This is a genomic window from Flavivirga algicola, from assembly GCF_012910715.1.
Classification (GTDB): domain Bacteria; phylum Bacteroidota; class Bacteroidia; order Flavobacteriales; family Flavobacteriaceae; genus Flavivirga; species Flavivirga algicola.
Map to the genome: position 1 here is coordinate 5,001 of NZ_JABBHF010000002.1, position 14,620 is coordinate 19,620.

Consider the following 14,620-nt stretch of genomic DNA (forward strand, 5'->3'; position numbering starts at 1 on the left):
GCATACTCATCTTGTACCGTAACCTTTATTGGGGCCGTGATGCCACGGTCCCAAACCATGGGGTGTTAATCTTCATTTCTAAAGGCTATCCCCCAGTACAAGGCAGATTGTATACGCGTTACGCACCCGTGCGCCGGTCGTCGGCGGCAGCAAGCTACCCCGTTACCCCTCGACTTGCATGTGTTAGGCCTGCCGCTAGCGTTCATCCTGAGCCAGGATCAAACTCTTCATCGTTAAATCTTAAATATTATTCAACAACTAATTTAGGAACCTATAGTACTCAAAATGGTCTATTCTCTTTGTCGACCCTAGCCGTTTCCAACTATGGTCTTACGCTGTCAATTCAATATGTCTATGAACTTTTTTCTGTCTTTCCCAATCTCGTTTCCTCGTTTGGCGGGTGCAAATATAAAACCCTTTTTTTGTTCCCACAATACTTTTTGATCTTTTTTTTGAAAAATTTTTTGCTCTCTTTCTTTGACCAAACCAACACTGTATTTACATGAACTCTGCCAAACAGGCTACTGCCCGTTTTGGCGGCTGCAAACATACAACCTTTTTCGTTCCCGAAAAGCTTTTTCGAAACTTTTTTCGATTTATTTTTTCAGCCTTCAAGGAACGACGCCCAGCTACCGGCTTTTAACAAGCCCTGCCGCTAAGCGGGTGCAAATATACGACCCATTTTGACATATCCTAACCTTTTTTTAATATTATTTCAATATTCTTTTTTATGCCCTGAACCACAACATTTTACAGACAGCCTTTTTTAAGGCTGGTAACAAAGAGCCTTTCCCTATCAACCCATACGCAGCCACCAATCGGTTCTCCTTGTTATTATACCTAACTTTTTTATCCAACAATTCTAACCTCCCATTTTTATGTTCAATACATAGGATTACAAACTCGGTAATCAAACTGCTCCTATTCATTTTTATACCGCGTTAGGGACTGAGACATTGTTGGAGCTCCTTGCTAAGAGCGACTGTCGAAAGCCCGCCCCTGACCTTAGAAAGGGAAACGCTAAAATATTTTAAAATTAAATATAAATAGGCAGCCCAACTATGCAAAATGAGGAGTAAAACCAAAACTTAACTCCATATGAAATTATACCCATATAATAAATTGTGTGGATTTGTTTATACTATTATCTTTGCATTCTGATTTTAAATTATTTTATGATAGATATAACATTACCCGATGGAAGTGTCAAGCAGTTTGAAAAAAACGCTACACCTATGGATGTTGCCAAAAACATTAGTGAAGGATTTGCAAGAAATGTCATTTCAGCAAGTTTTAATGGTACAACTGTTGAAACTGCCACTCCTTTGACCACCGATGGCTCTTTAATTTTATATACTTGGAATAACGACGAAGGCAAGACTGCTTTTTGGCACTCTTCCGCACACGTATTGGCACAGGCTATTGAGGAGTTATATTCTGGTGCAAAACTAACGATTGGTCCAGCCATTGAAAATGGGTTCTATTATGATGTAGATTTTGGAGAGCATGTTGTTTCTGAAAAAGACTTCAAGTCTATTGAAACTAAAATGCTGGAAATAGCACGTGGAAAACACGATTTTAAAATGCGCTCTGCTACAAAAGCTGAAGCTTTAGATCTTTATAAAAATAATGAGTTTAAAACCGAGCTGATTGAAAACCTTGAAGATGGTACTATTTCGTTTTGTGACCATTCTTCTTTTACAGATTTGTGTCGTGGTGGCCATATTCCTAATACAGGGATTATTAAAGCTGTAAAAATCTTATCGGTTGCAGGGGCTTATTGGAGAGGTGATGAAAAGAACCCTCAATTAACACGTGTTTATGGAATTTCATTTCCAAAACAAAAAGAACTTACAGCCTATTTAGAGTTGTTAGAAGAAGCCAAAAAACGTGATCACAGAAAATTAGGCAAGGAATTAGAGTTGTTCACTTTTTCAAGAAAAGTTGGTCAGGGACTACCACTATGGCTGCCAAAAGGAGCAGCTTTACGTGAACGTTTGGAAAACTTTTTAAAAGCCGCCCAAAAGAAAGCAGGTTACGAAATGGTTATTTCGCCTCACATCGGACAAAAAGAATTATATGTTACTTCTGGCCATTATGCCAAGTATGGAGAAGATAGCTTTCAACCAATACATACGCCTAAAGCCGATGAAGAGTTTTTGTTAAAACCCATGAATTGTCCACACCACTGTGAAATATATAATAGTGCACAATGGAGTTACAAAGATTTACCCAAACGTTATGCAGAATTTGGTACCGTTTACAGATATGAACAAAGTGGTGAGCTACATGGTTTAACCCGGGTAAGAGGTTTTACGCAAGATGATGCACACCTATTTTGTACGCCAGATCAATTAGATGAGGAATTTAAAAATGTTATCGATTTAGTGCTTTATGTTTTCGGATCCTTAGGTTTTGAAAACTTTACTGCCCAGGTTTCTGTAAGGGATCCTGAAAATCCAGACAAATATATTGGAGATATTGAAAATTGGGAAAAAGCGGAGCAAGCAATTATAAGTGCAGCTACCGATAAAGGTTTAGATTATGTCGTTGAAGAAGGCGAAGCCGCCTTTTACGGACCTAAGTTAGATTTTATGGTCAAGGATGCCTTAGGAAGGCGCTGGCAACTTGGAACCATTCAAGTAGACTACAACTTGCCTGAACGTTTCGATCTTACATATAAAGGTAGTGACAATGAGCTTCATCGCCCTATTATGATACATCGGGCGCCTTTTGGAAGTATGGAGCGATTTATTGCTATTTTGTTAGAACATACAGCTGGTAATTTCCCGCTTTGGTTAATGCCAACACAAGTTGTAATATTATCAATTAGTGAGAAATATGAAAAATACTCCGAAAAAGTTTTAAATTTGCTAGAAAATCACGAAATTCGCGCCCTTGTAGACCATAGAAATGAGACTATTGGGAAGAAAATTCGGGAAGCCGAAATGCAAAAGCACCCGTATATGATGATTATTGGTGAGCAAGAAGAAAAAGAAAACAAAATAACTGTGCGTAAGCATGGTGGAGAAGATTTAGGAATGATTTCCATTGAAGAATTCTCTAAGATTGTAAAAGAAGAAATAAATAAAACGTTAAAATCGTTCTAAAATAAAGTTTAACTTAAAACTATAACGCCATAGCAATTCGAAGAAGAAATCAACCCAACAGAAGGGTTATACAAGAGGATAAACATAAAATAAACTCTAAGATTACGGTACCAAACGTACGTCTTGTAGGAGACAACGTGGATGTAGGTATTTACTCTACCAGAGATGCTTTAAAAATAGCTGACGAACAGGGGTTGGATCTTGTCGAGATTTCCCCTAAAGCTGATCCTCCTGTCTGTAAGGTTATGGATTATAAAAAGTTTCTTTATGAGCAGAAGAAACGCGATAAGGCTTTAAAATCCAAAGCCACTAAAGTTATTATTAAAGAAATTCGTTTTGGTCCTCAAACAGATGACCATGACTACGAATTTAAAAAGAAACATGCTGAGAAGTTTTTAAAAGAAGGTGCTAAGCTTAAAGCTTTCGTATTTTTTAAAGGACGATCTATTATATTTAAAGAACAAGGTCAGATTTTATTATTACGTTTAGCACAAGATTTGGAAGAATTAGGAAAAGTAGAGCAAATGCCACGTTTAGAAGGAAAACGTATGACCATGTTCATTGCTCCCAAAAAATAAACAAGATATTATAACTATATTTAAAAGATATGAAGCTGAGATAAACTTAGCTCAAAAATAATTAAGCGAGATAATTAAAACTAGGAAAAGAAAATGCCTAAAATGAAAACTAAATCTAGTGCCAAGAAACGTTTTAAGTTAACGGGTACAGGAAAGATTAAAAGAAAGCACGCTTTTAAAAGTCACATCTTAACAAAGAAGTCTAAAAAGCGTAAACTTGCTCTGACTCATGATACTTTAGTACATAAGTCTGATGAAGACAATATTAAAACAATGTTGCGTTTAAAGTAATATCGTTTTAATCGGTTAAACAAATTTATAAACCCTGGAGTTAGGCTCAATTTGATTCAAAACAAATACTAAAGTGTCGATTATCGACCGCCTACTACAAAAAACAATTAAAATTATGCCAAGATCAGTAAATTCTGTAGCAAAAAGAGCCAGAAGAAAAAAGGTTCTTAAACAAGCAAAAGGTTACTTTGGAAGACGTAAAAACGTTTGGACAGTAGCAAAAAATGCGGTTGACAAAGCGATGCAATACTCGTATAGAGACCGTAGAAACAAAAAGAGAACATTCCGTGCTTTATGGATTACACGTATTAATGCGGGTGCCAGAGAACATGGTTTATCTTATTCTCAATTTATGGGGAAATTAAAAGCTAACGATATCGAATTAAACCGTAAGGTTTTAGCAGATTTAGCGATGAATAACCCTGAGGCTTTTAAAGCCGTTGTAGAGAAAGTAAAATAAGGCGTTTTCGCCTATTGTAAAACATATTATTCGCTTAATAAAAAATCCGATTCAATTTATGAATCGGATTTTTTTATGCGCCAAAAATTGTAATAACAATATGTCTTGCCCCACCATAATCTCTATGCTCACATAAATAAATGCCTTGCCATATCCCTAGATTTAATTCTCCATTTGTAATAGGAATATTTACTGATGCTCCCAACAATGATGCTTTGATATGTGCAGGCATATCGTCTGATCCTTCATAAGTATGCCGATAATAAGATGCGTTTTCTGGAACCATGATGTTAAAATGGGATTCAAAATCGCTTCTCACTGTAGCATCTGCATTTTCATTTATGCTCAAGCTAGCTGATGTGTGCTTGATAAATACTTGTAGTTGTCCTATTCTTATTTCACGTATTTCTGGAATAGCATCTAAAATACTATTTGTAATTAAATGAAAACCTCTCGAATAAGGCTGTAACTTTATTTCTTTTTGAAAAAATTTCATATTAGTAACTTTCACATTTACCCATAGCCAAATTATATATTATTGTACTTTTATGATAATTATAACGCAACCTTTTTATTTTTTTTTCATCTACATATATAACCCCTTAATAAAAGGATATGAAAAAGTTTTTCCTAGCTATGCTGAGTATAATAACACTAACTGGCTGTTCTATAAAAAGCGATACGCAGCTTCCTGACCCTCAAACAGTAATCATTCACTGGAATTTGACTAAAATTACCGGAGGTGTAGCTGGTGTTAATGAAGAGTTTACTTTAAACACTATAGTCTGGACTTTTGGTGTATCAGATTTAAAACTTACCGTTGAAAACAATAATACAGACGACACTAAACAGGATGGGCTAGATTCGGGAACTTATGACTATTCTATCACAGAAACCAGTGGAAAATCCTTTTTAAATATTGGCAGTAATGAATTTGGTAGATTTACCGTTACCAATAATACGCTTGTCATTGACCAAAACGAACTATCTCAAGGCAGTGGTACTGATGGTTTTGTATACACATTCCAAAAAACTATTGAAGTTATTGATTAAGTCTTCTGTTTCTTTTTCCTAGCGGCTGGGAATAATACATTGTTTAAAATAAGCCTATATCCTGGAGAGGTTGGATGCAAATCTAATTCTGTTTTGGCATCCCCTACTCTATGTTGATAATCTTCTGGATCATGACCACCATAAAAAGTAAAAAAGCCTTTGCCTTTTATACCATGAATGTATTTTGCTTCTCCATTCGATTTTGTTTCTCCCAGAACTAATACATTCGATTTTATTTCATCTCTAGTAAAAGATGTTGTCTGTCCCATAAAACCTTTTACCAAAGCGGTATGGTTTTGACATAGCATGGTTGGAATTGGATCCCACTTCGCCGAAAACTCCATTAAAGAAAAATAATCGATTGTTTTTGGCACCCTTCTTTTACGGGTCATATCTATTGACGAAAACTCATATACAATTGGACTTCTTTCTAATGTAAAATTAGAAAATGCAAAAGTCTTATTGTAATCTATTTTGTTTTGGTATGCAGGATCACTACCATCACCATCAAACATTGGTTCACAAATATCTACCCCTTCTGCAGATAAAGCAATGTCAAAACTATCTGTAGCACTGCACATAGCAAACATAAAGCCACCTCCTATTACATAATCTCTGATTTTTAAGGCCACATCTGATTTTTCCTGTGATACTTTACTATAACCTAGTTTTGCTGCCAATGCCTCTGCATCCTTTTTTTCTTGAATATACCAAGAAGCAGCCCTATATGCGCCATAAAACTTGCCATATTGCCCTGTAAAATCCTCATGGTGTAAGTGTAACCAATCGAATAACAACAAACCATCATTTAACACTTCTTCATCATAAACAGTTTCGTATGGGATTTCTGCGTATTGCAGCACCATGGTTACAGCGTCATCCCAAGGTAACTTACCTTTGGGAGTATATACTGCAATTTTAGGTGCTTTTTCTAAAATGACAGCCTCCATATTTTTACTCGGACTACTTATTTCTTCTAAAATGCTTTCCACTTTAGAATTCGAAATCACTTCGAAAGAAATACCACGAATTTGACATTCGCGCTGGATTTCATTGGTATCTGGTAATAAAAAAGAACCACCTCTATAATTTAAAAGCCATTTTACTTTCAATTCTTTACTGAGCGTCCAATAGGTGATACCATATGCTTTTAGGTGATTTTTTTGGCTTTCTGCATCCATAGGTATAAGAATATAGGATGCATAGGTATTAATACCTATTAATATAAATAATAATGTAAATACTATTCTTTTCAATTTGAAGCAAAACTTTATGAGATTTCTCAGTCGTTCCTTCTTCGAAATGACCTAAACTCTTATTGAAGTTGAAAGATACTTAAATTTTCTTCTTTTTGAATATGTTTAACAGAAGATTAATTCTTAAAACGGTACGTCATTATCATCATCGTCATTAAACGAACTTCCAAAAGCCTGATCTGGGCTTGCCTTAAAATCATCTGCTTTAAAAGTATCGTCATTTGCTGCTGCATTCATTTTTGAATGAAACTCAAAAGGTGAATCAAAATCGTCTAAATTGTCAAACTTACCTAAGTGTCCAAGGAATTTTAAACGTATATTTTCTAAACCACCATTTCTATGCTTGGCAATAATAAACTCAGCTTGTCCTTCTGTTGGTGAACGCTCTTCATCATCCCACTCGTCAATTTTATAATACTCAGGTCTATAAATAAACGATACAATATCGGCATCTTGTTCAATGGCACCAGATTCACGTAAATCTGATAGTAATGGACGCTTACTTCCTCCACGAGTCTCAACAGCACGCGATAATTGTGACAAGGCAATTACCGGAACCATTAATTCTTTAGCCAATGCTTTTAAGTTCCTTGAAATCATGGAAATTTCTTGCTCACGATTTCCACCATGGCTATTACCTCCAGTCATTAACTGCAAGTAATCAATCATGATTAGTTTAATGCCGTGTTGAGATGATAAACGACGTGCTTTTGCTCTTAAATCGAAGATTGAAAGTGATGGTGTATCATCAATGAATAGAGGTGCTTTTTCTAAGCCTTTTACTTTTACATTGAGCTGTTCCCACTCATGCTTTTCCAACTTACCAGTACGTAACTTTTCGGAAGACAAGCCTGTTTCACTAGAAATTAAACGCGTGATTAGCTGCACCGATGCCATTTCTAAAGAAAAGAAAGCTACAGGTATATTTTGATCTACCGCTATATTTCTTGCCATGGAAAGCGTTAAAGCCGTTTTACCCATACCAGGACGTGCAGCTACAATGATTAAATCCGACGGTTGCCAACCTGATGTTAGCTTATCCAATTTATTGAACCCTGTTGGAATACCACTAAGCCCTTCTTTATTAGAAATTTCTTCAATCTTCTTTTTAGCTTGAATTACTAATTCTTGAGCCGTTTCACTCGATTTTTTAATATTTCCCTGGGTTACTTCATATAGTTTTGCCTCGGCATTATCTAATAAATCGAAAACATCTTTGGTCTCATCATAAGAATCTTCAATGATTTCGTTAGAAATTTTAATCAAGCTACGTTGAATAAATTTTTGTAAGATAATACGTGCGTGAAATTCTATATGTGCAGATGAAGATACCTTTTGCGTTAAAGAAATAAGGTAAAAATCGCCTCCAGCAAGCTCTAATTTTGAATTTTTCTTTAACTGTGTGGAAACGGTTAATAAGTCTACAGGTTCGCTATTTTCGAACAACTGAAAAATAGCTTCAAAAATATATTGGTGAGCTTCTTTATAAAAGGCTTCAGGGCTTAAAATATCAATGACTTCATCGACTCCTTTTTTATCAATCATCATTGCCCCAAGCACAACCTCTTCTAAATCAAGTGCTTGAGGAGGTATTTTACCTTTCTCAAGACTAATAATAGTACTCTTATCGACTTTATATCCTTGAATTTGGTTAGGCTGTTTCATATATACGAAGGTAGTTAAAAAGAAAGATTTTTAAAACAAAAAACGAATTTGCGTTGCTCACTGGTCATTAACAATTTAACTGTTAACAACTAAAAAATATTGTTAATAAACATAAAAAAACCCAAAACTAAACGTTTCAGATTTTATTATGTTGTGGTTTTAAAAGGCTTACCCTTTATACACCCCCATATTTTCATATTTTTCCATTCGCTTGGAAACCAAATCTGTTGGTGATAAGTTTTTTAATTCTTCATAAGATTTAACGATGGCATTGCTTACTGCTAAAAATGTTTTTTCACGATCTCGATGTGCGCCACCTAATGGTTCTTTAACGACACCATCTACTACTTTTATCTTCATAGCATCTGTGGCGGTTAGTTTTAAAGCTTTGGCAGCCTGTTCTTTATATTCCCAACTACGCCATAATATTGAAGAACAGTTTTCTGGAGAGATTACCGAATACCAAGAGTTTTCCAACATCAATACATTATCTCCAACACCAATACCTAAAGCACCTCCTGATGCACCTTCACCAATAACGATAGTGATAATAGGTACTTTTAAGCGTGTCATTTCCAGAATATTTCTAGCAATAGCTTCTCCTTGTCCGCGCTCTTCTGCTTCTAAACCTGGATAAGCACCTGGTGTATCAATTAAAGTGACTATAGGAATTCCAAATTTCTCGGCAGACTTCATTAAGCGTAAGGCTTTACGATAACCTTCGGGATTGGCCATTCCAAAATTTCTATATTGTCTGGTTTTAGTATTATAACCTTTTTGTTGACCAATGAACATAAAACTTTGATCACCTATTTTTCCTAAGCCACCAATCATGGCTTTGTCGTCTTTTATATTACGATCTCCATGCAATTCTAAAAACGAATCGCCGCAGATAGCTTCTATATAATCTAATGTATAGGGCCTATTTGGATGACGAGACAATTGTACACGTTGCCATGGCGATAGGTTTTTATAAATATCTTTTTGTGTGTCTTTTAGCTTCTTTTCTATTTGAGAACAAGTTTCTGTAACATCTACTTCACTTTCTTCTCCGATCACTCTACACTTTTGTAATTGATCTTCTAGCTCTTTTATAGGGAGTTCAAATTCTAAATATTCCATAAGAATTTTATTTAGCTATTTATTTTTTTAGGTTAGCGTACAAATATAAAAACTTTAATTTTCTTAAACTGTTAAGTATGCTTTCTTTTTAATTTTCTTGTATTTTTTAAAATACCGTTTAAGATGACTGTGGCTATAATCACCAAAGCACCATAATAAAAAGATGTGCCCATCTGTTCTTTTTCTGGAAACCATATAATGGCCATAATAATTCCATAAACAGGTTCTAAATTATAAGTTAATACTACGGTATAAGGACTAATAAGTTTCATGACATATACAGATGCAATAAAGGCATAAGCTGTACAAATAGATGCCAGTATGAAAAGATAGCTGAAATCGGATATACTTAAATTAAAAAAGTCTGAAGAAAATCCAGTTCCAAAAAACAAGATATAAATAGAAATGAATAGCACACCGCTTAAAAATTCGTAAAATGAAATAACTGTTGCTGTATGTTGTTTTAAAAACCTTCCATTTAATACCGCGAATAGCGAAGAGAAAAATGCTGAAGAAATCCCTAAAATGATACCTTTAAGGTATTTTATCTCACTTTGGGTAATTATAAAAACACCTATTATTACTATAATTCCAAAAAGAATTTCATACCAAATGATGGTTCGTTTATAAATTATGGGCTCTATAAAAGAAGCAAAAAAAGCACCAGTTGAAAACATAGCTAGTGTTATGGATATATTAGAAGCATCTATGGCTCCAAAAAAGGTAATCCAATGTAAAGCTATTATGATTCCTGCTATTGAAAGCCTGATAAGGGATTTTGGCTTAATTTTTAATTTAACCTTGGCTATTTTAATATAAACAAACATTAAAATAGACGCCATTACCATTCTATACCAAACTAGAGGAATCGCTTTTATTGTAATTAGTTCGCCTAAAATAGCCGTAAAACCAGCAATAAAAACTAAAAAATGAAGGTGAATATAGTTTTTAATTTTAGCGTTTGGCATTATACAGAAGATAAACTGCTAAAATACCAAAAATGACGTTAGGAAACCACACAGCTACTATTGGTGGAAAATCGGACTGCTCTGCCATTACACCAAAAATCTTATCAAAAAATACAAAGACCATGGCGATGCATATACCAACAGCCAAATTAACTCCCATTCCCCCGCGTCTTTTAATTGAGGAGACAGCCACTGCAATAATGGTTAAAATAAATACTGAAACTGGCAAACTCCATTTTCTATATAAAACCAATTGAAAACGACCAACATTAGAAGATCCTCGAGCTTCTTCTTTTGCTATAAATCGCTTTAAGTCGCCATACATTTTGGTTTCTGCTGCGTATATTACAGGGATAAGGTCATCTACATGAAAAGAAAACAAGGTGTCCTTTTTTTGGATTTTTTCTATAACATCATTCATTTTACCAATATCCCTTTTTAGGTAATTAGTTAATTGGTATGTAGTATCCTTCTCAATATATTTTATTTTATCGGCTGTTATTTTATAAATAAGTTCGTTTCCCTCAAAATGCTCTAAAGTAAAGTTTCTTCCCTCATTGTTCTTCCCATCAAAACTACTTACATAAATAATATCATTGTCATTTATTTGCCTAAATACATTGGTATTATCTACAGCACTTTTATGCTTTTTTAAATACTTGTAAGTAAAATTGTTAAAACCTTCACTGGCTTTCGGTGCTAAAAACAACCCTAGAATAATGGCTAGTACAGCAACTACAGAAGCTCCTATCATGTAAGGTCTTAAAAAACGTGTAAATGAAACACCTGAACTTAAAAAAGCTACAACCTCTGTATTGTTCGCTAGTTTAGATGTGAACCAAATAACTGATAGGAATAAAAATAACGGAAAGAGTAAATGCGCAAAATAGATTGTGAAGTCCAAGAAGTAGATCATTACTTCTACAAAAGGCACCTCATTTTCTAGTATTTTTCCTATTTTTTCTGCTAAATGCACTGTAATTCCAATAGGAATAAACAGAAGTAACATCATTAAAAATGTAAACAAATAGCGTTTTAATATGTACCAATCTAGAATTTTCATAAATACTATAAACGGTTATCCATTTGTTTCACCATCTTATCTTTCCAAGTTTTAAAATCTCCTGCTAATATATGTTTTCTTGCTTCTCGAACCAACCATAAATAAAACCCTAAATTATGGATGGTTGCTATTTGCTTGCCTAACAATTCATTAACCGTAAATAAATGCCTCAAATAAGCTTTGCTATACTCGGTATCTACAAAAGTTATTCCCATCTCATCAATTGGAGAAAAATCATCAGCCCATTTCAAATTTTTAATATTTATGGTGCCATGTGCTGTAAATAACATACCGTTTCTGGCATTTCTTGTTGGCATAACACAATCAAACATATCTACACCTAACGCAATATTTTCTAAAATATTGATTGGCGTACCAACTCCCATTAAATAACGTGGTTTTTCTTCTGGTAAAATAGAACAAACCACATCGGTCATGGCATACATTTCTTCTGCTGGTTCGCCTACCGATAAACCACCAATAGCATTACCTACAGCACCTGCATTTGCAATATATTCGGCAGATTGCATACGCAAATCTTTATAGGTGCTTCCTTGTACTATAGGAAAAAAGGCTTGATTGTAATCGTATTTTAAAGGTGTTTTTCCTAAATGATTGATACATCTATCTAACCAGCGATGTGTCATATGCATTGAGCGTTTGGCATAGTTATAATCGCATGGGTATGGTGTACATTCATCAAAAGCCATGATGATATCTGCTCCAATGCTTCGCTGAATCTCCATAACGTTTTCTGGTGTAAACGTATGGTAGCTTCCGTCTATATGCGATTTAAATTTAACGCCTTCTTCTTTAATTTTTCTATTAGCTGATAAAGAATATACTTGATAGCCTCCAGAATCTGTTAAGATATTTCTATCCCAATTCATGAACTTATGGAGCCCCCCTGCTTTTTCAATGATATCTGTTTGAGGGCGTAAATACAAATGGTAGGTATTACCTAAAATAATGTCGGGATTTATATCGTCTTTTAACTCACGTTGGTGTACTCCTTTAACCGTGGCAACCGTACCAACAGGCATGAAAATGGGTGTCTCTATAATACCATGATCGGTCGTTATTTTACCCGCTCTTGCTTTACTTTGAGTATCTTTTGCTTTTAATTCGAATTTCATCTCTACAACATTATAAGTTGGCAAACCTACATATTTTTTTAATTTTAAATTAGTTTTATTCTATCAAATTATGTAAGTCTGTTGACATCTATTTATTGAAATAAAATGTGAGTCAAGCTAAATAACTAAAAATATATGGTAATCGTTATAAAAAGAAAATAATTTGCGTTTGGCAACGTTTTTGATGTTAAGAATCAAATCTAAAAAACGAATATTATGAGAAATCTATTTTTTATTTTGGCAATTGCTTTAATGATACCGTTTACCACTATGGCCCAGTCTCAAATGGTAACTGGTATGGGGATTAAAGCAGGACTAAATTACAACGCAAATGGTAAATATTTTGAATCTATTAATACCGCTGCGGATAATCCCGACAGAAATATTGGTTACCATATAGGCTTATTTGGTAAAATTGGAAACAGCAGGCTTTACTTTAAACCAGAATTAGTTTATACGACTACTAAAAGTGATTACACCGATCAGGACTTTAAGATGCAAAAACTTGATGCTCCTTTATTAGTAGGCACACGAATAATTGGTCCTTTTAGTGTCTTTGGAGGCCCTTCACTACAATATATTTTGGATTCTAAATTTGATGGCCTTTCTATTAATAATATAAAGAATGATTTCTCTGTTGGGCTCAACTTTGGTATTGGATTTAATCTTAATAACATTGGTATCGATGTTCGCTATGAAAGAGGCTTTAGTAAAAATGAAGCCACCTTTTTAAATAACAACAATGTTAACACCAGTAGATTAGATACGAGACCAGATCAGTTAATTCTGGGGCTATCTGTTATATTATAATTAAAACGTAAGAGCCTCGTTAAAACGAGGCTCCTTTTTTATTTCCTATAGCTTAATATATCTTCTCTATTCTGAATCTAAATAATCTGGTGTACCATCACCATCTGTATCGGTAAACGTTATAATGGTTCCCGTAAACGTTCCATCTTCTTCTTCAACAATATAGTTTACAAGTTTTTGATTTGATTCTAAAGTAATTGATTTTACAGCTTCTCTAGTAGCTCTATTTTCTGTAGTTATAGTTATTTCATCTCTGGTTAAAATACCATCGCCATCATCATCTGTGTCTTGATAATTATAGATAGGAACCAAAAAGCCGTTAGCAGCAGATGTAAAATCTTCGTCTGTGTTATCAAATAAATCACCATTTCCATCTGCATCTTCTAAATAAGAAGGAATACCATCATTGTCATGGTCATTTTGAGACGTTTGTAACAATTCAAACTTAAAAATTAACGGGGAATATGCGGGAATCCCAGTTCTTGATTCTGAAAAATATCCTAAACCTGAAGGTAAAAACATAACTCCCATACCCTGGTTTACAAAACTAACCGTGCCATCACCATTTTCATTAAAATCTTCAGCTACATTAAATTGAGAAAACACTTTACCCCACCCTATTATAGTTCCTGTTAAATCAAAACCTATGGGGTTAATTGCACTATCAAAAACTGCATTATCTAAAGTAAAACCTTCATAAGTAGCAACAACATTATCTCCGAATGTAGGCGAGTCAATACCATTTCCATCTTCTAGTCTAAGTATATAATACTCATAATCTGTATCTGCAAAAGAGGTCTGTACAGTTTTCAGATTCACTCCCATGGCATCTTCAAGCAGTGTGCCATCATCGGGAACATCGGTTCCTTCTACAAGTTTAGTAATTTTTAAATCTTGAATGGTTGGATTTGCAAGTGCCTCAAATTCACTAGAATTGTAATAGTGTGTTTTAAAATAATCCAACAGAGCTTCTTTATCTGCAATTTGCTGTTCGGTTCTATCCCTATCTTCAACAACTACAGGATCTGTACCGCCATCATCTTTATTACAAGACAAAAAACATGTAACCAAACATGTCGTCACTAAAGCTATTCTTCTTAATTTCATA

14 protein-coding genes and 1 rRNA gene (1 of these 15 running past the window's edge) are annotated in these 14,620 nt (G+C 34.4%); 6 read left to right on the top strand and 9 right to left on the bottom strand.

Annotated elements, in window-relative coordinates:
• A 16S ribosomal RNA gene (locus HHX25_RS02825) occupies positions 1-234 on the bottom strand; it reaches 1,284 nt to the left of the window's first position.
• Positions 235-1,175: 941 nt separating this feature from the next.
• On the opposite strand from HHX25_RS02825, the gene thrS reads away from it, so the two are divergent.
• The 4 genes from thrS (at position 1,176) to rplT (ending at position 4,439) form a co-directional block, all read left to right on the top strand.
• Positions 1,176-3,110 carry a threonine--tRNA ligase gene (gene thrS, locus HHX25_RS02830; protein ID WP_169669913.1) on the top strand — a complete coding sequence of 645 codons (1,935 nt, stop codon included), beginning with the start codon at positions 1,176-1,178 and terminating at the stop codon, positions 3,108-3,110.
• A 68-nt stretch (positions 3,111-3,178) separates the two neighbouring features.
• Positions 3,179-3,688, top strand: a complete 510-nt coding sequence (gene infC / locus HHX25_RS02835; RefSeq protein ID WP_169670893.1) for a translation initiation factor IF-3 — start codon at positions 3,179-3,181, stop codon at positions 3,686-3,688.
• A gap of 93 nt (positions 3,689-3,781) precedes the next feature.
• Entirely contained in the window at positions 3,782-3,979 is a 198-nt protein-coding gene (gene rpmI / locus HHX25_RS02840) for a 50S ribosomal protein L35 (protein ID WP_129761794.1), read from the top strand.
• Between the two features lie 115 nt (positions 3,980-4,094).
• Entirely contained in the window at positions 4,095-4,439 is a 345-nt protein-coding gene (gene rplT / locus HHX25_RS02845) for a 50S ribosomal protein L20 (RefSeq protein WP_169669915.1), read from the top strand.
• 73 nt (positions 4,440-4,512) lie between these two features.
• Here rplT and HHX25_RS02850 read toward each other — a convergent pair whose 3' ends face one another.
• Positions 4,513-4,935, bottom strand: a complete 423-nt coding sequence (locus HHX25_RS02850) for a secondary thiamine-phosphate synthase enzyme YjbQ (RefSeq protein ID WP_169669918.1) — start codon at positions 4,933-4,935, stop codon at positions 4,513-4,515.
• Positions 4,936-5,054: 119 nt separating this feature from the next.
• Between HHX25_RS02850 and HHX25_RS02855 the strand changes: the two genes are divergently transcribed.
• Positions 5,055-5,492, top strand: coding sequence for an LptM family lipoprotein (locus HHX25_RS02855; RefSeq protein ID WP_169669920.1), 438 nt, complete (start codon positions 5,055-5,057; stop codon positions 5,490-5,492).
• Here the strand turns inward: HHX25_RS02855 and HHX25_RS02860 are convergent.
• The 6 genes from HHX25_RS02860 to tgt form a co-directional block, all read right to left on the bottom strand.
• On the bottom strand, positions 5,489-6,673 hold the full coding sequence (locus HHX25_RS02860; RefSeq protein WP_169670895.1) for an asparagine synthetase B: 1,185 nt from the start codon (positions 6,671-6,673) through the stop codon (positions 5,489-5,491). The two genes, HHX25_RS02855 and HHX25_RS02860, sit on opposite strands and share 4 nt — an antisense overlap.
• Positions 6,674-6,871: 198 nt before the next feature.
• On the bottom strand, positions 6,872-8,413 hold the full coding sequence (gene dnaB / locus HHX25_RS02865; protein WP_169669922.1) for a replicative DNA helicase: 1,542 nt from the start codon (positions 8,411-8,413) through the stop codon (positions 6,872-6,874).
• Between the two features lie 168 nt (positions 8,414-8,581).
• Positions 8,582-9,535 (bottom strand): acetyl-CoA carboxylase carboxyltransferase subunit alpha, encoded by a 954-nt coding sequence (locus tag HHX25_RS02870; protein WP_169669924.1) that lies wholly within the window; start codon positions 9,533-9,535, stop codon positions 8,582-8,584.
• Between the two features lie 71 nt (positions 9,536-9,606).
• Entirely contained in the window at positions 9,607-10,503 is an 897-nt protein-coding gene (locus tag HHX25_RS02875) for a DMT family transporter (RefSeq protein WP_169669926.1), read from the bottom strand.
• Positions 10,490-11,566, bottom strand: coding sequence for an LptF/LptG family permease (locus HHX25_RS02880; RefSeq protein WP_169669928.1), 1,077 nt, complete (start codon positions 11,564-11,566; stop codon positions 10,490-10,492). Before HHX25_RS02880 ends, HHX25_RS02875 begins: the two co-directional genes overlap by 14 nt.
• A gap of 5 nt (positions 11,567-11,571) precedes the next feature.
• The gene (gene tgt, locus HHX25_RS02885) at positions 11,572-12,702 is read right to left on the bottom strand and encodes a tRNA guanosine(34) transglycosylase Tgt (protein ID WP_169669930.1); all 1,131 of its coding nucleotides are present in this window, start codon (positions 12,700-12,702) and stop codon (positions 11,572-11,574) included.
• 216 nt (positions 12,703-12,918) lie between these two features.
• Here tgt and HHX25_RS02890 point away from each other — a divergent pair, with 216 nt between their 5' ends.
• A complete protein-coding gene (locus HHX25_RS02890) occupies positions 12,919-13,512 on the top strand; it encodes a porin family protein (protein ID WP_169669932.1) in 594 nt (197 codons plus the stop codon).
• 66 nt (positions 13,513-13,578) lie between these two features.
• On the opposite strand, the gene HHX25_RS02895 is transcribed toward HHX25_RS02890, so the two are convergent.
• Complete coding sequence (locus tag HHX25_RS02895; RefSeq protein WP_169669934.1) at positions 13,579-14,619, bottom strand: FKBP-type peptidyl-prolyl cis-trans isomerase; 1,041 nt, start codon at positions 14,617-14,619, stop codon at positions 13,579-13,581.
• Position 14,620 lies beyond the last annotated feature (1 nt).

Coding starts and splice junctions, on each gene's coding strand:
- HHX25_RS02875 (WP_169669926.1), bottom strand. CDS start 10,503: ATGCCAAACGCTAAAATTAAAAACTATATTCACCTTCATTTTTTAGTT.
- rplT (WP_169669915.1), top strand. CDS start 4,095: ATGCCAAGATCAGTAAATTCTGTAGCAAAAAGAGCCAGAAGAAAAAAG.
- HHX25_RS02870 (WP_169669924.1), bottom strand. CDS start 9,535: ATGGAATATTTAGAATTTGAACTCCCTATAAAAGAGCTAGAAGATCAA.
- thrS (WP_169669913.1), top strand. CDS start 1,176: ATGATAGATATAACATTACCCGATGGAAGTGTCAAGCAGTTTGAAAAA.
- HHX25_RS02890 (WP_169669932.1), top strand. CDS start 12,919: ATGAGAAATCTATTTTTTATTTTGGCAATTGCTTTAATGATACCGTTT.
- HHX25_RS02850 (WP_169669918.1), bottom strand. CDS start 4,935: ATGAAATTTTTTCAAAAAGAAATAAAGTTACAGCCTTATTCGAGAGGT.
- tgt (WP_169669930.1), bottom strand. CDS start 12,702: ATGAAATTCGAATTAAAAGCAAAAGATACTCAAAGTAAAGCAAGAGCG.
- dnaB (WP_169669922.1), bottom strand. CDS start 8,413: ATGAAACAGCCTAACCAAATTCAAGGATATAAAGTCGATAAGAGTACT.
- HHX25_RS02880 (WP_169669928.1), bottom strand. CDS start 11,566: ATGAAAATTCTAGATTGGTACATATTAAAACGCTATTTGTTTACATTT.
- rpmI (WP_129761794.1), top strand. CDS start 3,782: ATGCCTAAAATGAAAACTAAATCTAGTGCCAAGAAACGTTTTAAGTTA.
- HHX25_RS02895 (WP_169669934.1), bottom strand. CDS start 14,619: ATGAAATTAAGAAGAATAGCTTTAGTGACGACATGTTTGGTTACATGT.
- HHX25_RS02855 (WP_169669920.1), top strand. CDS start 5,055: ATGAAAAAGTTTTTCCTAGCTATGCTGAGTATAATAACACTAACTGGC.
- HHX25_RS02860 (WP_169670895.1), bottom strand. CDS start 6,673: ATGGATGCAGAAAGCCAAAAAAATCACCTAAAAGCATATGGTATCACC.